Below are 21,463 nucleotides of genomic sequence, written 5' to 3' on the forward strand. Positions count from 1 at the left end.
CCAACCCTTCAAGTGCTGATTTCTTTAAACCCGGCAGCCAGAGTATCCACCTTTCCATCAACAACGACAGGCCAGCGGTCCCTTAGGTCGAGCGGAACTTTACTATCGATAAAGATATCCTTTAACTTTTTTGAGCCAGACATCCCTTTAAGCGACATTTTGTCCCCCTTTTCCCTTGAACGTATCATAAACGGCAATTCTACATCTCCGGGATTAAAAAAAGCACAGCATTCTTTTGATAATGCTGGTAAACGATCAGTATACTCCAACTTAATGCTGCCACCATCCGGCAGTGAAAGGGTTCCCGGTTGAGCCAATTCAAACCTAAACTTCTGCAGTTTCTTTAATTCAAATTGAAAATGGCAGTGGTAATAGGAACGAATTACTTTTAATCCATTAGGAAGATCCAATTTCCCTGAAGGGTTAGCACGGCAGATTATGGAATAAACATGATCAATATGTATTGCAGATAAAGAAGAAGGTCTTTGATTATAAAGATAGTTTAATATTAGTTGAATACCTCTCCTTTGTAAAGGCATTGGCATTTCAAGGAAAGCACTAATATCAATGGTCATCTGGCCTTTTCTCTTTTAATGATTACTTTATTCATTGCCTGTGCAGTTAATTCCTGAAGGTAGTCTTCATCGGTATGTAAATCTTCGCTTAGTCTCTGAAAATGGTCATGGACTTGCTTGTTTTCTGACTTAAGAAAAGGAAGCACTTCTAACCGAAAACGATTCCGGCTGTATATACTTTTTTGATTGCTTGGATCGATCCTTGGTTTTAGGTTATGATCCTGACAATATCCTTCTATCTCTTCTTTAGTGATACTCAAAAAGGGGCGGAAAATACATCCTTTATGAAAAGGCCGCTGAAATGGCATTCCTGCCCTGGCTTTGCCTGTACTACCTCTAGTAAAACGCATTAACATTGTCTCAATCTGATCATCACCATGGTGGCCAATTGCAAGGAATGGAAAACCATACTGCTCCATCATTTTTTGAAAAAAATCATATCTTGCCTCTCTTGCCGCTACTTGTGAACTCTTTCCGCTATCGGCAATGAGTTGAGGAACATTTATACGGGCCATTTCAAATGATATCCCATTCTCTTCGCAAAAGCTTTTAACAAACATTGCGTCCTGATAGGATTCCTCTCCTCTAAACATATGGTCCACATGGGCTGCTACAAGAGAAAGATTTTGCTTTTCTCTCTGTCCAAGCAGATAATGAAGCAGCGCGAGGGAATCTGGACCACCTGAAACGCCAACAACGATTTTTTTGTTTTTTAGTGAAAAGGAATGGCGGCTGATGAAATTTTCTACTTTTGCTTCTAACATATTCACTCTTCCTTAATGCTTAATCTATTTACCCATTCAGAGGATAAATAATCCGCACTCGATATCATGTTATTAGCTTACCACTTTTTTTTACCAGCGAGCAAAGCCTTAGCACCATATTTCCTTTCATACGTTTTATAGAAGGAAAAGTTTCATTTTGTCAGAGTAATTTTATAAAAATATATAAGCCATATAAAATGGCCATGCACATAAAGATAATAATGGTTTCAGACCATCCGCCTTTTTTCCTTTTCTTTTTCTTTTGATAAGATTGTCTTGTCGAAGGCTGGGCAGCCTTTTGGTGCGGCTTGTCCTTAGCCTTGTTCGACGTCGGTCCAGTCCGGGCTGGATTGCTGTTAGTACGGTGAATCTCCGGGGAAGTTCCTATCCGTTGGCCATCATTGCCGCTGATTGCAAGGAGCAAGTCTTCTCTCATTGTCCCGGCGGAAATATAATGTCCCTGCAAAGCTTTTAAAATAATCGTCTCCAATGGAAGCAGTTCCTGCTTTTTCCTTATCGCGTCCCGCAGTTGGATCACCCCGCCGCTTGTTTTGTTAAACCGGTTTGGGTATGCAGTATTGATTAATATCATTCCAACGGCAAACAGGTCATATGAAGGATCTGCTTTTCTCGTGCCGAGTCCCCAATATCCACGATCAAAAAACTCAGTGAACTCTTTTATCGCTCTGCCCTGCAGTGTTGTACCGCCAACATCAATGCACCTGATTTTTGCCGGGGGACCTGTTACAATCAGATTTTCCGGCTTAAGGTCACCAAATACCCAGCCTTTATCATGGAGAAGCTGTAAATCCTTCAAAAGCTGAAGAATCAGGACCATTGTCCAAACCTTCCCTTTCTGCTGGATATACGCCATTAAGTCCGGACCCTCGATATACTCCATCGAATAAAAGGAAATCCTGCCTTTATTGTTTTCCCAATCATCCACATCAAGCAAAGAAGGCCCGAGGGCAGACCCCTGGACCTTTGCAAAGGATTTTAATACATTTACCTCAGAGGTAATGGACATTCCGTTGTCGCTCATTTTCAAAGCGACCTGAACATTACCTTGCTTTGCCAAATAAACAATCCCGTTTGCTCCGAATCCCAATTCCCTTAAAATGGTATATTGTTTGCCGTGCCATTTCCCCTTTATAACAGTACCTGGCGAGACACTACATTGACTCTTCAAAGAATGATTCATCTTCACCAGATAACAAGCTCCTTAAAGATCTCTTTTGGTTAAACGAGGATATCGCCTCGCGGATGGCACGCCTGTAGGAGTAGTTCCACCGGTTGTTAGTTTAGGGAAAATACTGCTTAATGTCTGCAGCTTAGGTGTCCAGTCCAACAGTTTTTCGACATCATTTCTTTTCCCGGGAAATACACAAACCGAAAAAAGGTTTGAGCCGGAACGTGAATTCAAACTAATAGACAAATCCAGAAGTGCTTCTTTAACAGTTGGAAGCTTATGCTTCATACTGGCACTTGTATCAACAAGTATCATCACTTCAAGGTCGACCGTTTCTCCCAGTTCATCTACAATCTCCACCACTTCGCCCCTTTTTTCGGGCGGAAGATCTTCCATTGTTTGTGAACGCCCTAGAATTTGCTTTAATTCCTGGTTGACGACTCCTTGGAGTGTTTGTGTCATGGCTTTCCTGGTCACCATCTGAACTGTCTGGGAAAGCTGCCGGGCGTAAACAATTTGGCTAACCCCACCTCCAGCCATAGCGATCCCCTCTATTTCTTTCATTCCATTTTCATCAATAAGATCCTGGTCGATAACACCGATAACATTTACTGTTACTCCTTGCTCGTTTGCAAGCGCAGCAATGGCAGTGGGGTCTTCCCCCTGGTTTGAGCATCCATCTGTAATCAATAGAATCTGGCGGATTTTCCCTGTATACATTGAACCTCTCCTCCACTTTCTGAATTGTTACCATTTTCGACGGGATTAGGAGGATTTATACATTGCCTGATATTCACTTTGCAGTTTCAACTAACTTTCAAGCTCGTTTTTTAAAGTTGGTAATAGGAATGGATGCCCATTTTGGCGTATTATGCTTTATCTTTGCAATGGTGACCGTCATATCGTCCTCGATTAAACCTGAACGCGATCTAATTACCTCTTCCATAATTAAATCCGCCATTTCCTGTGGGTCGTCTGTCTGGATTTCCTGGATTTTTCTTTTCATCCATAAATCATAATTTTCAACATGGCGCCACCTTCAAAAACACCGTCACTCATCATAATCAGCAGATCACCCGCTTTGAGCTGTTCACTGACAACATCTACATCAAACTCCTGCAGGATTCCCATAGGTAAATTGCTTGCCTGAATTTTCATGACCTTGGAGCCCCTCTTAACAAAGCTTGGAGTAGAGCCTATTTTCAAAAACTTGGCTGAAGCATTTTGCAAATCAATCATCGCTAAATCCAGTGTGGAAAATATCTCATCTGTCGTTCTTAATGCCAAAATAGAATTAACAGATTTAATCGCTACTTTTTCTTCTATTCCTGATTGCAGGATTTGCTGAAGAAGCTGCAATGTTTCCTGGCTTTCATAGTGAGCTCTTTCACCATTCCCCATACCATCACTTATTGCAATCGCAAACTTGCCGCTTCCTAATTCAATCGTCGAATAGCTGTCCCCTGATACTAATCCCCCATCCTTTGCCGCATGTGCCACTCCTGTTTCAACAGTATAGGTTTTCGATGAGCGGAAGGTAACATGGCTAAAACCATGCGGGTATGCTGGAGACTCCTCAGAATTAAAGACGATTGTTTCCCCAAGAATGTCAGAGAGCATTGGGGCAATTAACTTTTCGCATTCGCCATGTGTATTGGAAAACGGCATGGCCATATCTATATCAACATTTCCCTGTTCAAGGCTATAAATTTCAACATATTCAATTGGAATGCCAAAGCTCTGAATCACGTCCATAATTTGTTCTTCCTGCTTTGAATGATTTTCTCTTTCCCTTTGGATCTCCTTTGCAAAATCGCCCATCACCTCTGACACACCCAAAAGCTGGTCAGCTACAAGCCTTCTGCTTTCTTGAACCTGTTTTTTTAACTTTTGATTAGCCTGGAAAAAGGTCAATTCCTGCTGGATGGCATCCATCACTTTTTTCGATCGGGAGCAATATTTTTCCCACTCCCGCGTTATTCTTTGCGAAACCACTCCGTTATTTTGATCCATTTCATGCATAATTTCTTCCATTGATTCATATGTTGTATTAAAATTCCTTGTCCAGCAATGATCCTTCTTAAAGCACGTCTGGCACGTTTTTTCTGTAACATTGCTCATAAAGTAATCGAGTTCACGAAAACTGTCCTCATCTGAAGGCTGCTCATTGTAATTAGAAAAGCTTTTTGACAGCGCCCCGAATACATCTGAAAACTGCGCGACTCTTTGTGCAGTAACGTCCCGCATCTTTCGCATGTATTTTTGCTGTTCGGCTGAATACTCAGGAGTTCCAGGGATGTACTTGGCCAATCTGGAGGTCAGTGCCTGTGGCGTGAGAAAAAATAATATAACTGCCACTGTTGTTTCCATAACAGTGATATAAATGGAGCCTCCCCCTTCGCCGTACATACCGATCAACAGCGTGGCGATATATAAACCAATCGCAACTCCAATTTTTTTCCCTTCTTTTAGCAGTCCGCCAAGTACTCCGGAAAAAGCTAAAAGACTCATATGGTAAAAGCTTGTGACATTTGCCAGGCTAAAAATCAGCCCTGTAACAACTCCGACTGTCGATCCAACTGTAGCTCCGGCTACAAAGGAAAACACAAGTACAAGATAGCGTGACATGATATGCTCAAGCGAAAGATCATATAAAGACCAGCCGATTGTGCCTGTCATAATAGAAGCAAGGAGGATAATCAGACAGACAATTTCTTCTGTTTTGAGAGATTGCCTTCGATTATTAGCAGTCAGCAATGGCACACTTTGAAGGAAAATCAATACCAATATAAATCCAAGGCTAGCCTGGATGCCAGCCATCATGCCATCATAAAGGGACATTTCTGTCGTTATCACGAAGGATTCAGCCATCTTTGCCGTGAACAAAATGACACTGACGTAAACAGGAAGAGCTCTCAACTCATTTTTCAGCCACTTCTTTGTAATTCTGAACACAAGTAAAAATAAAAAGGCTGTGGCAAAAGTAAAAACTGCATTCCTTACACCAATCGTTGCCGCTCCTGCTACGAGTCCCACAAGGGCAAGCGGGGCACGGTCTTTTTTAATTAGATAAACTACAGCAAAAAATGGCAGACTAAAGGGAGTAAGCTTCGACAAGATTAATGCGCGTCCAAGCAAAAAACCTACCAACAATAAAAGATAGCCTTTCTTAAGAAAGAAGGTCTCTGCTTTTAATTGGTTTTTTTTTAACATAGCCGCAACATCCCATTTTGATGATTGAAAGTTTACTTCCCCTATTGGTTCAATTAAACCCCGTTCCGCCTTTTCCATCCGTTCTCACTCCCAATCACTAGTGTTTACGGACAATTATATAAGGAGACTTTTTAAAAGATTGTCAAAATAGCGGACAGGCACTAAAAATTTGTTCGACTGTTTTTTTGCAAGAATACATTTTCAAACAAAATCTTTCAAAAAACCAATTGACATACCTATTTAATCTTAGTATTATATTTCTTGTGCCTCAAAACATGGCGGTGTAGCTCAGCTGGCTAGAGCGTACGGTTCATACCCGTAAGGTCGGGGGTTCGATCCCCTCCGCCGCTATCACAAAAAAAGCATCGATCTTATGGATCGATGCTTTTTTATTTAGGCTGTTTTCTAAAAGATTGTTGTTTTTAGTAGTAGTTGATTTCCGCTTCAGGATGCTCGCTTTCCGCGGGGTGGGCGGTGAGCCTCCTCGTCGCTAAAGCGACTGCGGGGTCTCACCTGTCCCACTGCTCCCGCAGGACGTTGAATCAGCTCCCTTGAATCAACAACGCACGAAGGAAATGCGATAGCATTTTCGAGGATCTCACACCTTCCGCTCCAATCAACTTCTTTTTCAACCATCTGATTCACTCTAAATAGCTACAAAGTTTACGAAAACAGCCTTTATTTATTCATTTTTAACAAAATAAAGGGCAAGTCCCTTATAGGACCTGCCCCGCTTGAATATATGGATGGAGTACCTGCTAACTATTCAATAAAAAATATGCAGCAAGTTAGCCTCGTCTAGCCCCTCTTCCTCCACGCTTCGATTCCGTGTTTCTTTTTAAGGAAGACAAACGATCTTCACTGTCTTTAAGAAATTTAGCCACTTTAGACTCGAAATTTTCCGGTCTTGCATTCCGATCGTTCGTTCTGCCCTGACGAGGACGTTGCGAATGTGAATGTGATTTTGGCGGTTCTGGACGGTCCTTTGCCTTTTTGATTGATAAACCAATCTTGCCATCTTTCTCGACGTTGATGACTTTCACTTCTACTTGATCGCCAACTTTTAAGTGTTCGTTGATATCCTTAACATAATTATCTGCGACTTCGCTGATGTGTACAAGTCCCGTCGAACCTTCCGGCAACTCCACAAACGCTCCGAAATTAGTAATCCCTGTTACTTTACCTTGTAACTTGCTGCCTACTTCAATTGACATAAAAAGATTTTTCCTCCTTAAGAATATAAAAAATCATACTTACTACATATTATACAGAATGAAAAAAATAAGTGTCAATAAGACTAGCTATTGGTTCATTTTTCCTTTCCATCTTTCGGAAGGTTAAAGATGATTTCATTTTTTTCCGATAAGAAATACTCTTTCCTTGCCAGCTTAGCAATGTAATCATCATCGTTTAATTTTACGATATCCTCTTTAAGGTATTCCTGCTGCTTTTTTAAGCCTGAAAAATCTTTTTCCAGCTGATGCTTTTGCGCCATTTTACCCTCGAGCGCAGCAGTTTGCGAAAGAATGCTTGAAATCATAAAATACGCGGTAAAAGCGGCAAAGGTGAAAAATAGCCCTAACCTTCTTATCAGGAGCTTTCTTTTTCGGGATGTTTCCATTTCTGCATATTCTTTCTCTTTCACATATGTTGATTCAATCTTTGCTACATTCCGCCTGCGCATCGCACCCATTTTCCGCAAACCTCCTTACTCATTCAATTCTTTCTTTTCCACTTACTAAACCATCTATAAACATAATTCTTGATTTTCATAAAACTTCCTGCCAAAACATTATATAACTTCTCGACTGTTTTTTTAAGGTTTTTCGGCAAAAACTTCCAAAATAATAATAAGATTTTTCCAAATGGCTTCAATAGCACCTTAATTAATAATAATAAAACTTTAAATAGAAATTTGACAAGGGTAAAAAGCCCCCTGCCAATTAATAAAAATAAGGCTATTAATAGTTGGATTAGGCCCATAACTGGCTTATATACCAAAAGGTGAATTGCGCCCTTTATAAATCGATAAACCGCCACCACCGCCGTTATAAGCAGTTCAAGCAGCTTGCGATATATATCCCGGAGTAAGCTCTGGTAAGCCGCAAATCCGCAGAGAAGAGCAATAAAAATATAAAACCGCAATTCACCATTGTTCGCCAGAAACAACACATAAAAAACAAATAATGCCTGAATGATCCAAAAAAGCAAATCATTTATAAAGACGATCCAGCTTTTTCTTTTTGGGCGCTGCAGGAAACGTTGATACGTATCTAGCATCACACCAAACAGCGCTCCCATTCCGATCATGGATAGCATTGTTAAAAATTGCGTCGAAAGAGTCATCGGAATAATTTGCTAAAGAATCCTTTAGCTTTCTCCCCATGCTGCTCATCCAAATAAACTAAATCAAATATTTTCCCTTTGATTGAAACAATCCCTTTATCGACATCCAGGTTTTTCATCTGGAGGTTTTGGCCCCGGATTGAAAGGAAACCCATCACCGTCTCCAGGAGAAATTCTTCATTATCAAAGCTTTCAACCTGTTTAACGCCAGTTATATCGAGCAGTTTTCTTCCCCGCATGATTAGATCATGATCAGGAACAGTTCCTTTTGTTGTGTTCGTTTCATAATATTGGCTCATTATTCATCCCTCACAGTCACTTTGTACAACCTTTTGTACATTTTTATGTAAGGGAAGAAAGAAATAGAACAAGCCATATGGCATTAGTTATTCTTCAAAGCTGTTCGAGGAATTCCTTTCTTCATTAACAATTGTGTACATTTCAGCAGCTTCCTCTTTTCTTGAGGTTTCCTGCAGGCGGTCAATTCTTGCAGTAACCGTACGCTGGCCAAGGCGGATTGTAAGCTCGTCACCCAACTTAACCGTTGAACTGGCTTTAGCCTCTTTTCCATTAATCGTAATTCTTCCCTGGTCGGATACTTCTTTTGCCAATGTTCTTCTTTTTATCAACCTGGACACCTTTAAAAATTTATCGAGACGCATCATTATCCCCCTTTATTCCTGCAGACTGCAGTTTGACATTATAAACCTTTTAATTTTGCCTCATCCCAGAATTTATCCAGCTCTTCAAGGGAATGCTCTTCAAATGGTTTTCCGCTCTCCGTCACTTTATCTTCAACATAGCGAAACCTTCGGGCAAATTTTTCATTTGTTTCAAAAAGAGCTTCTTCAGGATGAATCTTTAAAAATCTCGCTATATTCACAAACGCAAATAGCAGATCACCAAATTCCCGCTTAGCTAAAACCGATTGTTCCTTCATTCCGGTTAATTCATTTTCAAATTCCTGAAGCTCCTCTTTTACTTTCTCCATTGCTGGCTCAACCTCCTGCCAGTCAAAGCCAACCTTTGCCGCCTTTTTCTGCAGTTCATAAGCCCTAAGTAAATTGGGCAATGAAAGAGATACACCATCCAAAATAGAGGAAGGATCGGCCTGTAACCCTTTTTCCTGCTTTTTGATCTGCTCCCAGTTTGCCAGCACTTCCTCACTGTTCTCTGCCTGCACGTTGCCAAAAACATGCGGATGCCTGCGAATCATTTTTTCGGACAAGACTTCAATCACATCGGCAATGGAAAAATAGCCCTCGTCCTCTCCTATCTGGGCATGAAGCATTACCTGTAAAAGAACATCGCCCAGTTCCTCGATAAGATGGTCAATATCGCCACTATTAATTGCATCAATTACTTCATACGTTTCTTCTATTAAATATTTTTTTAATGATTCATGTGTTTGTTCTTTATCCCACGGACATCCGTTTGGCCCTTTAATTGAGCAATGATTTTCCTAAGCTTGGAAAATTCTTTTAAAAGGATTTGTTCGTCCTCGACTGGAGGGACATAAATGGTTGTCAGGTTATTCAAGGACACTCTATGGTCGAGCTCATATAGAGGGACCCTTTCAATTCTTTCATCTGAGCTGCCCGCCGCTGTGACAATATAAACCTCATATGTATCAGGTAATCTTTCCATCAAGGTCAGTTTTACATCGGAAGCAACCAACTGGTCATATACCTGGCCGATAAAAATATGCTGATCTATTTGCAGGGAAGATGGACTGATTGAAGTTCCGTCAAGCAGTTGGAAACCGTCGACAGGATCTATTTTTAATGCTTGAAAAAGCGCATCAAGGAAGCTTTGCCCACCACCAATGATAATGGATAGCCCCTGCTTCTCTCCGAGTTCAAGCAATAGCTGCACGGTTCGTTCAGCCACAAGCGGATGGCCTGGAACTGCGTAAATAACATGCTCATCCTGCGCTTTTTGCAAAAGCACTGAAACGATTTCCTGGTAAACCGCTTCAAACTGTTCATGCTTCTCATACACAGAATCAAACGAACTATACCGGAGTCCTTCTTTTTCCAGTTCAGCTACGACAGGATGTTCCTTCGTCCTTAAGTACAGATGATCTGCATGGATTAACTTTTTATATACACCAAAGGGTAGCTGGTCAAGATTGCCTGCTCCCAAGCCGATAATTTCAATTGTGTTTGACATATTTATGACTCCTATCCTCTTTAGGCAAAAATAAAATCAGTTTGCTGCCAAATGGAAACAATGCCAGTTCCTCTTCATGAAAAACAGAGGAACGAATCATTATGAATAAAAATAACAAGCCGCCTAAAAAAACAGCGCTTAGTGATTGAACTGCAGCCCCCATCCGTTCTGAATCAATCATAGAGTAAATGAACCCTGTTAAGTAAAGATAACCTTTCAAGAACAGGATCATTGCAAGTGAGGCAGCAATGAGAGCTCCTATAAATCGGATTGATAAAAGTTTGAGAGGAAGTACTTTGCGCAATTTCACTCCTAAAAAGGCAGTGATGATTGCTAAAGAGATAATTGTCGCCCATGCGGCGCCCATCGTTCCAAACAGGGGAACAAGTGCTGCATTAAAGGCATACTTCATTGGAAAGCCCGACAGGATAATGGCTGCCGGAAACACCATCCTGCCGATGCCTGCAAAATAGCAGTGAGTGTCGAAATAATCGAAGTGAATAATATCACCAGTGATAACACGCCTAGAACGGATGATCCCTGCCCATTTTCGAAAAGCATTTTATTTGTCGGCTCAACAATGGACCATAGCCCTGCGGTCGCCCCTGCGCCAATTACCAGGCTTATTTGAAGCGCAAGCCTTACATTATCGCCAAGAAACTCCAGCTTTTCCCTCAGACGCTCGCTTGTAATCAGCGGAACAAGTGATAATGACATGGAGGTAGACAATACGGTACCAAGCTGAATTAACGGCTGCCCACGGTCGAAAATTCCCTTTATACTCTTTGCCGCTTCTTTTCCAGCTCCACTGGAAACAAGCAGAGAATATAAATTCATTGAATCTGCCATCTGAATGAAAATCATCAGCATCCCACTAATACATATCGCTAGGCCTTGAATGGTGAGGGCTTTAATTATCCAGCCAGCCCCGGAAAGGATAGGGCTATTTTGCAAAGGTTTTACCCTAAACAATTTCCATTCTTTACGGAACCACAGAAACATAAACAGCAAAATAGCTGATAGTATGCCCCCTGTTACAGAACCAAACATGGCCCGCCGCCCACAAGATAAAGGGAATAGCCCTTACTGGTAAACAAGTAGGCCAGGAAAAGAATCGTAGCTACCCTGATTACTTGCTCGGCTACCTGGGACACCGCGGTTGGAACCATATCGCCTATTCCCTGAAAGTAACCCCTTAATAGCGATACAGCAGGAAAGGTTAAATAAACAATGGAGACCACTTTTAATAAAATGGCCAATTTGGTATCCCCCATCCAAAGGGCGATTGTTCCTGCACCAGCATATAGGATCAAAAAACATGCGAATCCGAATAATTGCAAATAAACATATGTAATAAACATAAAATGGCGTGCTTCCTGCAAACCCTTCCGCTCTTTGAACTCAGCGAACAGCTTTGAAATGACTACCGGAAATCCCGTTGTAGCCAACACTATGGCAATACCGTAAAAAGGATAAACCTGCTGAAAAATATAAAAACCAACATCCCCAACAATATTCTGAAAGGGTATACGGTAAACAGCACTTAAAATTTTGGTTATCAAGGCTGCAGCCATCAAAATAAAGGCGCCCCTTAATAGATCCTTTGATTTGTTCACGGGCTTCATTGCCCATCTCCTTCCATCGTTGAACTTCAACGTATTATAGCACAAATGAGGAGGAGAAGAGCCGCTTTTCAGAACATGAAAAAAGACAGCAGACGCTGCCTTTTTTCATTACCTAAAACAAGATTTCTTATGATTCCATCTGTCTCGCTAAGAAGCCAGCTGCTGTTTCAACTGCTTTTTGTTCCACTTCACCAAGAGAGCCTTCTTTTGCAAAAATAATGACAGCTCCAATTGGATCTCCATTGGCAATGATAGGTCCAATTGTATAAGCAGAAATGGATTCCTCATTGCCATCAAGCAATGCGATTTCTCCCTGCTGATTTACTAGGACTGAATTGCGGTCTTCCATGGTCTTCTCTACTAAATCACTGATGTTTTTATTTAAATAATCTTTCTTAGATCCGCCTGCAACCGCAATATAAGTATCCCGGTCACAGATCAGAACAGGATTGCCTAGGCTGTCGTATAATGCTTCTCCGTATTCCTTGGCAAAATCACCTAATTCACTGATAGGAGAATACTTTTTTAAGATGACTTCTCCATCCCTGTCCACAAATATTTCTAACGGATCCCCTTCACGAATACGTAAAGTTCTGCGTATTTCTTTGGGAATGACAACACGACCCAAATCATCGATTCGACGAACAATACCAGTTGCTTTCATCCAATGTTGCCTCACTTTCATCTGATGATTTTAAATTGGCAATGAAATACTTTATTAGTAAATCACCACCAAGTTTGAACTTAGTATCTTTCTTATGGAGAGTTCTATACACAAACATCGTATTTTTTCTTTTGTGTGTTAAATGTTCCAAAAACGGATAAAGATACCAATTGAAATGAGCAGCTATATTGAATTAATACCCCAGTCTACTTTGAATAAAACTTATTTAAGGTTACAAATGGATTACATTTTGTTTCGTCGAGATTTTATAATCAGTGGTTTTTCATTTGTTTTTTTGCCTTATGAAAGGCCTTTAATCATTTCAAAAGCGGCGTTAAGCCATTTGGCAGTTTCGACTCCTTTTATATGAAGAACCATCTTTAATCTGTTCCCTTCCATTCCAAGTCCGACCATTCTTCCAAACTGGCTGCTTACTTTAAAGATTTCCTGGCCATTGATGGTACTGCTGGCCTTCTCACTCAATAGGATGATCACTTCCTGCTTAACCTGCTTGATGCTTTCTACACCATACATTACGGAAAACACCTTCATCTCCGCTATTTGGAATAAATAGGACACTTCATCAGGAAATTCGCCAAAACGGTCAAGCATCTCTTCCTGAAGTTCTTCCATGTCCTCGAGCGTCTGTATTCCTCTAAATCGCTTGTACATTTCAATTTTCTGGTGCCCGTCCTTAATGTAGGAATCAGGAATGTATGCATCAATTTCAAGGTCAATTTCAATTTGTGGCTTTTCTACTGTCCTCAAATCGCCTTTTCTTTCTTCAATCGCTTCTTTCAGCATTTGGGAATATAAATCAAAGCCAACAGAATCAATAAATCCATGCTGCTGTGCTCCGAGCAGGTTCCCAGCCCCACGGATGGAAAGGTCGCGCATTGCTATTTTGAAGCCCGATCCTAACTCTGTAAATTCCTTGATTGCCTGCAGGCGCTTTTCGGCGACCTCTGTTAATACCTTATCCTTCCGATAAGTAAAATAAGCATATGCTACCCGGTTGGAACGGCGAACCCGGCCTCTCAGCTGATAAAGCTGCGACAGGCCCATTCTGTCTGCATCATATACAATGAGCGTATTAACATTCGGAATGTCCACGCCAGTTTCAATAATCGTTGTACTAACAAGCACGTCAAATTCTCCTGCTAAAAAGCCTAGCATGACCGATTCCAGCTCATTTTCCGTCATTTGGCCGTGTGCGTACGTCACACGGGCGTCAGGTACGAGCATGGAAATCTCCTCAGCCTTGCGCTCTATATCTTCAACCCGATTGTATAGAAAATAAACCTGTCCATCGCGGCGCAATTCTCTTTCAATCGATTCACGCACAAGGCCGCCGTTGTACTCCATTACATACGTTTGGACAGGGAAACGGTTTTCAGGCGGCGTTTCAATGACCGATAAGTCCCTTACCCCAAGCATGGACATATGAAGCGTTCTTGGGATTGGAGTAGCTGTTAATGTCAGTACATCGACATTGGTCTTTAATTGCTTAATTTTTTCTTTATGGGTAACACCAAAACGCTGCTCCTCATCGATAATCAGCAGTCCTAAATCATGATAGATAACATCCTTGGAAAGAAGCCTGTGTGTACCAACAACAATATCGACCGTTCCTGTCTTTAAGCCTTTAGTGGTCTCTGCTTGCTGTTTTTTGGAGCGGAAACGGCTTAATAAGCCGATATTGATAGGAAAGTCCTGAAAACGTTCCCTCATCGTTTCAAAATGCTGCTGGGCCAAAATGGTCGTCGGCACAAGGAATGCAACTTGTTTACCATCAGCAATTGCCTTAAAGGCTGCCCTGATGGCAACCTCTGTCTTTCCGTAACCTACATCGCCGCACAATAAACGATCCATCGGCCGGGCTCTCTCCATGTCCTTTTTAATTTCATGAATGGACCTTAGCTGATCCTCTGTTTCCTGATAACGGAAAGATGTTTCAAATTCTCTCTGCATATCGCCATCAGGTGAATAGGCATAGCCAACTGCTGCTTCACGTTCGGCATACAGCTTGATTAAATCATCTGCAATATCCTGTACAGAGGATTGGACCTTTGTCTTGACCTTCTTCCAATCACTTCCGCCCAATTTGTATATCTTAGGCTCCTTGCCCTCTGAACCTACATATTTTTGGACTAAATCAATCTGTTCAACCGGAACATATAACTTATCTGTCCCCTGATAGCGGATATGGAGATAGTCTTTATGAATGCCGTTAATAACCAGCGTTTCGATTCCTAGGTATTTTCCTATCCCATGATTAACATGGACAACATAGTCGCCTATCTTTAATTCCGAATAGCTTTTAATTCTCTCGGCATTTGATAGTTTTTGGCGGCGTGGAGAAGGTTTTTTTGCCTTCTTATTGAAAAGCTCATCTTCTGTGATGACGGCGATTTTCTCAATTGAAAGCTCAAATCCTGTTTGCAGGCTGCCTTTCATTATCTGGACTTTTCCTGGGATGGGCTGGCCATCTTCTTTTAAAAAGATCGCTTCAATCTCATAATCAGCTAAAACTCGTTCCAGCTTCTTTACTCTTTCCTGATCAGAACCGAGAAACAACACGGTATAGCTGCCCTTTTTCCATCTTTCCACTTCGGCCTTTAGCAAGTGCATCTGACCGTGAAAATTCTGCATTGGTCTGCATGAAAAATTAATAATATTTTGCGGATTTGTATTGGCTACATGCCTGAGAAACAATGACATATAAAGAACCGGGAATGCTTTTCTTTGCAATAAATCGGGCAGATCATGAGAAATATTTATATCATGAATAATTTGCCCTTCGCTTAGTAAAGACGTATACCATTCCGCTTCTTCTTTTTCTAGTGAATCATTCATCTCCTGTACCCTGCTAATCTCATCCACAAGAACAAGGCCAGTGGAAGGAAGATAGTCTAGCAAACTATTGGGAGATTCATATGCCAATGATAAGTATTTAAATACCTGGTCTGGCTTTATCCCATTCCTCAGCTTTTCGATTTCATAACCAATATTTTGCGAAAGCTGTAATTTTGCCTTGTCATCCTTTAATCTTTTTAGACTCTTGGACAACCCTTCCACCAGCTTTGCAATCAAACGCTGAAAATCCTCTTCCTCGAGCGGAGCTTCTGTTGCAGGCCGATAAGAATTTCATTCTTTTTTTCCTTTGAGCGTTGATCCTCAAGTGAAAATGATCGGATGGAGTCGATTTCTGTATCAAATAACTCAATTCTCAGCGGAGCTGCCTCTGTCAGTGGGTAAATATCAACAATTCCTCCTCTGACACTGAATTCTCCAGGTGTTGAAACCATCTCTGCCCTGTTATAGCCCATTTTTATCAATTGGTTTAACAGAGCGTTTATATCAATATCTTCGCCTTTTTTTAATTTGATCTGATATTTTCCCCATAATTCTTTTGGGGAAGAATTTTTCTTAGCCCAGCTATCGGGACAATAACCACACCATTTTTTTTGCTGCCCCAATGATTCAGCGCTTCGATCCTTTGTGCTTTTAGTTCAGGACTGGCTACGCTCATCTCGGCGGCAATTAATTCATTGGCAGGATATAAAAATACTTCTTCCTCACTTAATAGATTAACAATATCATCATATAGTTTTTGCGCTTGTAATAGATTGTGCGTTACCAACAGGACCGGCCTTTTCATCTGTTGGTAGAGTGTTGCCGCAAGCACCGTTCTTGCCGACCCCGATAACCCTGCAATCAGTTGTTCCCTTAGTCCCCCTTCTATTCCAGCAATAATAGAATGGGTATCTTCCTGTTGAAGAAATAGTTTTTTAAGACCTTGCAAATTCAGTCCTCCTCTTATGAAAAGCGCAAGCGCCTTGCAGGCGCTAAAGCTAGATACTGATCTATGTAGTAACAATTTAGTATTGGCGCAAGTGCCCTGTTCCAGGTGCAGCAAACGCCTTTACATTCCTTATTGTCATTTGTCAGAATTCAATAAATAGAAAAATGCTTTGGAGCGGTTTCCAAAGCTTTTTCTAATGAATTAGAAAATCATATTGGTGATAATCCGGGTTTCGGTTTAATGCCTCCTGGCAATCCTCACAAATGGATGTTACGTGAATTTCGCCAGCTTGGTCATAAGAGACCATTTCCTGTCTTTCGCTTTCTGAAAGCTTATGAAAACCAAGTGCCTCACTGTGAATAGATAAACGGTCAATTGAACCCATATTTGTCCCGCAATGGCGGCAGTGGTAATGTATTGCCACGCCTGTCCCTCCCTATCAAACCAACTTTGTTAATATTCTTTACGTTTTGGGAGGAACTTATTCAGATTGACTTATTGTATGAGAGAAATCTGTTTCTCATTACTGATTATATTCATTCATTACCTGCAGAAATGGCTTTTTAAGCCATGCCTCGCATGCATCTGCACTTCTTATTACTGCCTCCTGAATGACAGGCTGTTCATCCTTAAGAAAATTCCCAAGGACATAATCCGGCACGCTCATTCCGTTAGTTGGCCGGTCAATCCCAACGCGAATCCGATTAAATTGCTGGGTTCCTATATGTGCCACTGTCGACTTAATCCCATTATGACCGCCAGCACTTCCTTTTTGGCGAAGCCTGATTTTTCCTACTGGCAGATCGAGGTCATCGTATATCAGTAGCAGATCATCCAAATCTATCCCATAATAATCCATGACAGCACGAATGGATTCACCAGACAAATTCATATATGTAAGCGGTTTTAATAAAAGGACTTTCTCACCATTATAAAAACCAATCCCATAAATCCCCTTTAGTTTTGACTGATCAAGAGGAATATGAAAACGTACTGAAAGTTCATCAATCACTTCAAATCCGATATTATGCCTAGTTTTTGCATATTGCCTTCCCGGATTTCCTAAGCCAACTATTAATTTCACCCTTTTTCACCCCATCAGTAAGCGCTGGAACCTGACTTTGTCTCTCTCAATGCGCTTTAACACTTAATTTAGTTTATTAGAAATACTTGGCATCTGCCAAGTATAAGGCGAATGCTAAAAAATTAATTGCAAAAGACGTAACCAGGAAAGGCTACGTCTATTGCATTATTCTCCGCTTGCTTCTGTTTCTCTGCCTTCTTCGTTTTCAGGGGTACCGCCATCCTGCTGTTCACCTGAATTTATCTCCTCTTCCTGTTTTGGAGGAAGAATTGAGGCAATTACTTCATCTTCTTCATGGTTGATTACATATTTGCCCTGTGCCTTAAGATCGGCTACCGTCACCGTTTCACCTACCTGAAGGCTTGTAACATCGACTTCGATTGTTTGCGGAATTGAATCCGGAGTAGTCGTTATCGATACTTGATGAAGCGGCTGTTGCATAACTCCACCGTCTTTAACACCTGCCGCATCCCCAGTGAGGACCACGGTAACATCGACTGTAAGCTTAGAAGATTTATCTACAGCCAGGAAATCAGCATGGATAAATTCATTCTTGATAGGATTCTGTTGATAATGCGTCAGCACAACGTCATGTTTACTGCCATCTACATCAAGAGAGATAACCCCATTCCTGCCTACCTCACGGATTGTTTTCGTTAAGTCTGCAGAACTGATGGAAACTGGTTTGCTTTCTACCTTTGCTCCATATATTACAGCTGGTATATCGCCAGCCTCCCTAATTTTTTTTAATGCAGAATGCCGAAGCTCTTTGCGTTCTTTCGCTTGAAGCACAGTAGTCATGATTTTGTCCCCTTCCTATTTTTAATCAAACTGCCTCTTTTAAAAAATGCCCTAAAATAGAAAGGTCTAAACGTAAAATTTATTTTCGGAAGAAAACTATACCGACTAAAGGGCTGTCAATGTTAACAGCCCTTCCTTTTTATACAATGCATGAATCAATCAAAAAGTGTACTTACAGATTGTTCTTCGTGTACGCGGATAATCGCTTCACCTATCAATGGAGCAACAGAAAGGTGGACAATTTTTCCGCTTCTCTTTTCTTCTGCAAGAGCGATGGAATTGGTAACGACCAACTCTTTAATTTTGGAATTTTCTATTCTGTCAATTGCAGGCCGGATAATACCGGATGTGTACAGCAGGCGTATACCTCTGCAGCTCCGTTTTCTACAAGCGCGTTGGCTGCAAGTGTAATAGTACCAGCTGTATCAATAATGTCATCAATCAAGATCGCTACTTTACCCTCAATATTACCTACAATATTCATTACCTCCGCCACATTAGGTCTTGGACGGCGCTTATCGATAATCGCGATAGGCGCTTTTAGGCGCTCCGCCATTTTCCTTGCTCTAGTTACACCGCCATGGTCAGGGGAAACAATAACAATATCTCCTCCCAGCTCCCTGCTTTTAAAGTACTCAGACAGGATCGGCACACCCATTAAGTGGTCAATTGGAATATCAAAGAATCCCTGGATTTGCGGCGCGTGTAAATCTAGGGTAATGACACGGGTCGCACCAGCAGTTTCCAGAAGATTTGCCACTAACTTTGCAGTAATCGGCTCACGCGCTCTTGCCTTGCGGTCCTGGCGAGCATATCCGTAATATGGCATTACGATGTTGATGGTTTTAGCTGAAGCCCGTTTTAACGCATCAATCATGATTAAAAGTTCCATAATATTTTCATTTACAGGAGCACTGGTGGATTGAATAACGTACACATCACAGCCACGGATACTTTCTTCAATGTTTATCTGGATTTCTCCGTCACTGAAGCGAGTAACTGAACACTTGCCCAGCTCTACTCCGATTACTTTTGCAATCTCTTCTGCCAGAGGGTAATTTGAGTTCAGGCTAAAAACCTTTAAGTTAGGATCTAAATATTGATTCGACATGATAGGCATCCAGTATATTCACTTATTTCTTCAGGTCAAGCTTTTGAACATAATTTTCTTTATTCACCTGGCGTGCACGTGCAATGGACAATGCTTCACCCGGAACATTATTCGTAATGGTTGAACCTGCTGCAACATAAGCTCCCTTGCCAATCGTTACCGGGGCGACAAGATTGGAATTGCAGCCAATAAAAACTCCATCTTCTATTTTGGTTAAAAATTTATTTTTACCATCATAATTAACTGTAATAGAGCCACAGCCGATGTTGACATCCCTGCCAACCTCCGCATCACCAATATAGCTTAAGTGTGAAGCTTTGCTGGCTTTACCGAAAACAGCCTTCTTGATTTCCACGAAATTCCCGATCTTAACTTCATCATGGATATCCGATTCAGGACGGATATGAGCGAATGGACCAATATTTACTTCAGAGCCAATCGAGCTCTTATACGCAGCTGACTGGCGGATATTCGTCCTGTCGCCAATCTGGCAGTCTTCAATTTCAGTATGAGGGCCAATTTCACATTCGGAACCGATAACTGTGTTCCCTTTTAAAAGGGTACCTGGAAGAAGCACAGTATCCTGGCCGATTTCCACATCAGAATCAATATACGTATTAGCAGGGTCAATAATTGTGACGCCATTGCGCATATGATTTTCATTAATTCGATTTCTCATAATCCGTTCCGCCTCAGCCAATGCTATTCGATCATTGACACCAAGCGTCTCTTCAAATTCATCTGTTTGAAAGGCAGTAACGATTTCGCCTTTCCTTTGAAGGATTTCAATTACGTCAGGTAAATAATATTCACCTTGAACATTGTCATTCGAAACATTTTTCAGCGCCTCAAATAATGCGCGGTTATCAAAACAATAGGTGCCTGTATTAATCTCATTAATTTTCCGCTCAGCATCGTTTGCATCTTTATGTTCTACAATCTTTTCAACAAGCCCGCTATTATTGCGGATGATGCGTCCGTAACCTGTTGGATTGGCAACGCTGGCCGTAAGGATTGTCGCTTTGGCGGATAACTCTTCGTGGTGCTTAAAGAGCGACTCCATCGTTTCTGCTCTAATAAGCGGAGTATCACCACAAACAACGATGGTTATTCCTTCTTTTCCTTCAAGCAGATCTTTTGCCTGCATAACCGCATGGGCTGTTCCCAATTGCTCTTCCTGCAATACATACTCGCATTGCTGTCCTAACTGCGTTTTAACAAGGTCTGCTCCATGGCCAATTACAGTTACCATTTCTTCTATATCAAGCTTTGAAATTTGATCAACGACGTGCTGTACCATTGGTTTGCCGCAAACAGGATGAAGCACCTTATAGAGCTTTGACTTCATTCGTGTTCCCTGCCCGCAGCTAAAATCACGGCATAACGTTTAGACATGAACAGTCCTCCAATATTACCTTTTTATCCACTAAAAATATTATCCTAAATAGCCAGTCATTTCAAGGAATGAACAACAAGTGTCTATAATTGTCAGAAGTTTTTTCGAATTGTGGGGTTAAGATGCGGGGGGTGGGGGTAAAAACCAAATAAAAAGAGCCTTACTTGTGAAGTCGCCTTTGTTGCAATTTACTTAGGAAGCTCCGGCTTCTTCAAATTCAACTTCTAATTCCCCTAAACGGTGATACTCTGCCAAAACTGCTTCCTGGATTTTACCACGTGTTCCAGAATTGATTGGATGGGCGATATCACGGAACTCCCCATCTGGAGTGCGCTTGCTAGGCATTGCTACAAACAAACCGTTGTTGCCGTCGATTACACGGATATCATGGACTACAAACTCGTTGTCAAGAGTAATTGAAGCAATTGCTCTCATCCGTCCATCTGTGTTAACGCGGCGTAATCTTACGTCAGTTACTTCCACTGTGTTCACACCCTTTTTTTATAGATGAAATTCTAAAGTAATTAATTCTACAAAAATTTTTAGATTCCTTCTCGAATTGTAAAATTTTTTAGAAAAATTAGGGCTAAATAGTGAACTTTTGTAAAATACAGTTAAAATATACAGTTTTATGGGTATAAATGCCTAGATAAAATTCGCGCGATTGCTATATTTTCGGGAAATGCAGGGTTCAGCGCCTCTATAATAGGCAAGAAAA

Annotated in this window: 16 protein-coding genes, 1 tRNA gene and 6 pseudogenes; 1 reads left to right on the forward strand and 22 read right to left on the reverse strand. The window is 41.2% G+C overall.

Annotated features, from left to right (window positions below; all coding sequences use genetic code 11):
* Window positions 1–8 precede the first annotated feature (8 nt).
* From tilS (RCG23_RS25980) to spoIIE, 5 genes and pseudogenes are all read right to left on the reverse strand, one after another.
* Window positions 9–575 (reverse strand): tRNA lysidine(34) synthetase TilS, encoded by a 567-nt coding sequence (gene tilS, locus RCG23_RS25980; protein WP_374049826.1) that lies wholly within the window; start codon window positions 573–575, stop codon window positions 9–11.
* Window positions 572–1,339 carry a tRNA lysidine(34) synthetase TilS gene (tilS, locus tag RCG23_RS25985; RefSeq protein ID WP_374049827.1) on the reverse strand — a complete coding sequence of 256 codons (768 nt, stop codon included), beginning with the start codon at window positions 1,337–1,339 and terminating at the stop codon, window positions 572–574. The genes tilS (RCG23_RS25980) and tilS (RCG23_RS25985) overlap by 4 nt, the downstream gene beginning before the upstream one ends.
* Before the next feature lie 160 nt (window positions 1,340–1,499).
* Window positions 1,500–2,540, reverse strand: a complete 1,041-nt coding sequence (locus tag RCG23_RS11505) for a protein kinase domain-containing protein (RefSeq protein WP_308180040.1) — start codon at window positions 2,538–2,540, stop codon at window positions 1,500–1,502.
* Window positions 2,512–3,248: pseudogene (locus RCG23_RS11510) on the reverse strand (VWA domain-containing protein). Before RCG23_RS11510 ends, RCG23_RS11505 begins: the two are co-directional and overlap by 29 nt.
* 97 nt (window positions 3,249–3,345) lie before the next feature.
* Window positions 3,346–5,819 (reverse strand): annotated as a pseudogene (gene spoIIE, locus RCG23_RS11515) (stage II sporulation protein E).
* Window positions 5,820–6,018: 199 nt separating this feature from the next.
* Here spoIIE and RCG23_RS11520 point away from each other — a divergent pair.
* Window positions 6,019–6,092 (forward strand) — tRNA-Met (locus RCG23_RS11520).
* A 437-nt stretch (window positions 6,093–6,529) separates the two neighbouring features.
* On the opposite strand, the gene RCG23_RS11525 is transcribed toward RCG23_RS11520, so the two are convergent.
* The 17 genes and pseudogenes from RCG23_RS11525 to spoVG all read right to left on the reverse strand — a co-directional run bounded on the left by RCG23_RS11525 (window position 6,530) and on the right by spoVG (window position 21,228).
* On the reverse strand, window positions 6,530–6,955 hold the full coding sequence (locus RCG23_RS11525; RefSeq protein ID WP_308179776.1) for a S1 domain-containing RNA-binding protein: 426 nt from the start codon (window positions 6,953–6,955) through the stop codon (window positions 6,530–6,532).
* A gap of 95 nt (window positions 6,956–7,050) precedes the next feature.
* A complete protein-coding gene (locus RCG23_RS11530; RefSeq protein ID WP_308179777.1) occupies window positions 7,051–7,434 on the reverse strand; it encodes an FtsB family cell division protein in 384 nt (127 codons plus the stop codon).
* Window positions 7,435–7,457: 23 nt separating this feature from the next.
* Window positions 7,458–8,087, reverse strand: a complete 630-nt coding sequence (gene yabQ / locus RCG23_RS11535; RefSeq protein WP_308179778.1) for a spore cortex biosynthesis protein YabQ — start codon at window positions 8,085–8,087, stop codon at window positions 7,458–7,460.
* Window positions 8,084–8,386: a sporulation protein YabP gene (gene yabP, locus RCG23_RS11540; protein WP_308179779.1), complete on the reverse strand. Its 303-nt coding sequence runs from the start codon at window positions 8,384–8,386 to the stop codon at window positions 8,084–8,086. The genes yabQ and yabP overlap by 4 nt, the downstream gene beginning before the upstream one ends.
* Window positions 8,387–8,473: 87 nt before the next feature.
* Window positions 8,474–8,749, reverse strand: coding sequence for an RNA-binding S4 domain-containing protein (locus RCG23_RS11545; protein WP_308180041.1), 276 nt, complete (start codon window positions 8,747–8,749; stop codon window positions 8,474–8,476).
* A gap of 38 nt (window positions 8,750–8,787) precedes the next feature.
* Window positions 8,788–10,259: pseudogene (gene mazG / locus RCG23_RS11550) on the reverse strand (nucleoside triphosphate pyrophosphohydrolase).
* Entirely contained in the window at window positions 10,243–10,710 is a 468-nt protein-coding gene (locus tag RCG23_RS11555) for a polysaccharide biosynthesis C-terminal domain-containing protein (protein ID WP_308179780.1), read from the reverse strand. The pseudogene mazG and the gene RCG23_RS11555 overlap by 17 nt, the downstream one beginning before the upstream one ends.
* The gene (locus RCG23_RS11560; protein ID WP_308179781.1) at window positions 10,668–11,309 is read right to left on the reverse strand and encodes an MATE family efflux transporter; all 642 of its coding nucleotides are present in this window, start codon (window positions 11,307–11,309) and stop codon (window positions 10,668–10,670) included. Before RCG23_RS11560 ends, RCG23_RS11555 begins: the two co-directional genes overlap by 43 nt.
* A complete protein-coding gene (locus tag RCG23_RS11565; RefSeq protein WP_308179782.1) occupies window positions 11,294–11,884 on the reverse strand; it encodes an oligosaccharide flippase family protein in 591 nt (196 codons plus the stop codon). Before RCG23_RS11565 ends, RCG23_RS11560 begins: the two co-directional genes overlap by 16 nt.
* 127 nt (window positions 11,885–12,011) lie before the next feature.
* Window positions 12,012–12,548, reverse strand: coding sequence for a stage V sporulation protein T (gene spoVT / locus RCG23_RS11570; RefSeq protein ID WP_308179783.1), 537 nt, complete (start codon window positions 12,546–12,548; stop codon window positions 12,012–12,014).
* A gap of 300 nt (window positions 12,549–12,848) precedes the next feature.
* A pseudogene (gene mfd / locus RCG23_RS11575) lies at window positions 12,849–16,353 on the reverse strand (transcription-repair coupling factor).
* 193 nt (window positions 16,354–16,546) lie between these two features.
* Window positions 16,547–16,777, reverse strand: a complete 231-nt coding sequence (locus RCG23_RS11580; protein WP_308179784.1) for an anti-sigma-F factor Fin — start codon at window positions 16,775–16,777, stop codon at window positions 16,547–16,549.
* Window positions 16,778–16,876: 99 nt separating this feature from the next.
* Window positions 16,877–17,437 carry an aminoacyl-tRNA hydrolase gene (gene pth, locus RCG23_RS11585; RefSeq protein WP_308179785.1) on the reverse strand — a complete coding sequence of 187 codons (561 nt, stop codon included), beginning with the start codon at window positions 17,435–17,437 and terminating at the stop codon, window positions 16,877–16,879.
* 165 nt (window positions 17,438–17,602) lie between these two features.
* Complete coding sequence (locus RCG23_RS11590) at window positions 17,603–18,238, reverse strand: 50S ribosomal protein L25/general stress protein Ctc (RefSeq protein ID WP_308179786.1); 636 nt, start codon at window positions 18,236–18,238, stop codon at window positions 17,603–17,605.
* 155 nt (window positions 18,239–18,393) lie between these two features.
* Window positions 18,394–19,349 (reverse strand): annotated as a pseudogene (locus RCG23_RS11595) (ribose-phosphate diphosphokinase).
* Between the two features lie 22 nt (window positions 19,350–19,371).
* Window positions 19,372–20,744 (reverse strand): annotated as a pseudogene (gene glmU / locus RCG23_RS11600) (bifunctional UDP-N-acetylglucosamine diphosphorylase/glucosamine-1-phosphate N-acetyltransferase GlmU).
* Between the two features lie 193 nt (window positions 20,745–20,937).
* Window positions 20,938–21,228, reverse strand: a complete 291-nt coding sequence (gene spoVG, locus RCG23_RS11605) for a septation regulator SpoVG (RefSeq protein WP_003347151.1) — start codon at window positions 21,226–21,228, stop codon at window positions 20,938–20,940.
* Window positions 21,229–21,463: the final 235 nt, after the last annotated feature.

It is taken from the genome of Neobacillus sp. PS3-34, from assembly GCF_030915465.1.
Classification (GTDB): Bacteria; Bacillota; Bacilli; order Bacillales; family Cytobacillaceae; genus Neobacillus_A.

What these genes read in the sequence shown, in the direction of transcription:
- spoVT (WP_308179783.1), bottom strand. Translation starts at nt 12,548, where the DNA reads ATGAAAGCAACTGGTATTGTTCGTCGAATCGATGATTTGGGTCGTGTT.
- RCG23_RS11590 (WP_308179786.1), bottom strand. Translation starts at nt 18,238, where the DNA reads ATGACTACTGTGCTTCAAGCGAAAGAACGCAAAGAGCTTCGGCATTCT.
- RCG23_RS11560 (WP_308179781.1), bottom strand. Translation starts at nt 11,309, where the DNA reads ATGTTTGGTTCTGTAACAGGGGGCATACTATCAGCTATTTTGCTGTTT.
- RCG23_RS11545 (WP_308180041.1), bottom strand. Translation starts at nt 8,749, where the DNA reads ATGCGTCTCGATAAATTTTTAAAGGTGTCCAGGTTGATAAAAAGAAGA.
- yabP (WP_308179779.1), bottom strand. Translation starts at nt 8,386, where the DNA reads ATGAGCCAATATTATGAAACGAACACAACAAAAGGAACTGTTCCTGAT.
- RCG23_RS11530 (WP_308179777.1), bottom strand. Translation starts at nt 7,434, where the DNA reads ATGGGTGCGATGCGCAGGCGGAATGTAGCAAAGATTGAATCAACATAT.
- tilS (WP_374049826.1), bottom strand. Translation starts at nt 575, where the DNA reads ATGACCATTGATATTAGTGCTTTCCTTGAAATGCCAATGCCTTTACAA.
- RCG23_RS11565 (WP_308179782.1), bottom strand. Translation starts at nt 11,884, where the DNA reads ATGAAGCCCGTGAACAAATCAAAGGATCTATTAAGGGGCGCCTTTATT.
- RCG23_RS11525 (WP_308179776.1), bottom strand. Translation starts at nt 6,955, where the DNA reads ATGTCAATTGAAGTAGGCAGCAAGTTACAAGGTAAAGTAACAGGGATT.
- RCG23_RS11555 (WP_308179780.1), bottom strand. Translation starts at nt 10,710, where the DNA reads ATGGTGTTTCCGGCAGCCATTATCCTGTCGGGCTTTCCAATGAAGTAT.
- RCG23_RS11505 (WP_308180040.1), bottom strand. Translation starts at nt 2,540, where the DNA reads ATGAATCATTCTTTGAAGAGTCAATGTAGTGTCTCGCCAGGTACTGTT.
- yabQ (WP_308179778.1), bottom strand. Translation starts at nt 8,087, where the DNA reads ATGACTCTTTCGACGCAATTTTTAACAATGCTATCCATGATCGGAATG.
- tilS (WP_374049827.1), bottom strand. Translation starts at nt 1,339, where the DNA reads ATGTTAGAAGCAAAAGTAGAAAATTTCATCAGCCGCCATTCCTTTTCA.